The organism is Oleiphilus sp. HI0132 (genome assembly GCF_001635845.1).
In genome coordinates this window covers 1-640 of sequence record NZ_LWGJ01000829.1, presented here as the reverse complement: position 1 = coordinate 640, position 640 = coordinate 1, and the positions used below count along the sequence as shown (strand labels likewise).

General features: G+C 46.4%; 1 protein-coding gene. It reads right to left on the bottom strand.

The window, feature by feature from the left end; genetic code table 11:
• Positions 1-640 (bottom strand): bifunctional diguanylate cyclase/phosphodiesterase (locus A3766_RS09480; protein WP_156508830.1); only part of this gene is annotated, 640 nt, incomplete at both ends.

Below are 640 nucleotides of genomic sequence, written 5' to 3'. Positions count from 1 at the left end.
TTTGAGTCATATTCTCAAGGTCGTTCATAATAACATTTTCAGTGAGCTCGATTTCGAGATTTCCGGGCGGGAAATCTGCCTGGCGCAAGCTGGATAGTAAACGCTGTACAAAGCGCGGGTGTTCAACCTGGAGAGGTGAGAAGTTTACTGATAAGCGAATGTCACTTTGGCCGCTGTCGATCCAGGATTTAATTTCTTTACAGGCCGAATGCAGTACCCAGTCGCTAATATCAGACATTAGTCGGGTTTCTTCGGCTAAAGGAATAAACTCGCCAGGATAGATTAGACCACGCTCAGGATGCTGCCATCTTACCAGCGCTTCAACACCGATGGTCTTACCTGTCTTGGCAGAAATTTGAGGCTGATAATAAACTTTGAACTGGTTACGTTCCAGTGCGTTTCTAAGGTCTCTTTCCAGGCTCAAACGATTTGAGGTGTGGATGGCCATATCTTCGCTGTAGTACTGGTAACCATCTTTACCGCGTCCCTTTACATGGTACATAGCAACATCGGCATTTTGGATGAGCTGGTCAACCGTGTTCCCGCCATTAGGGTAGACGGCAATACCAATACTTACGCCGACAAATACTTCATGCTCACCCAGGTCGAAAGGGGCTTTGAGTGTTGAAATGACTTTCTT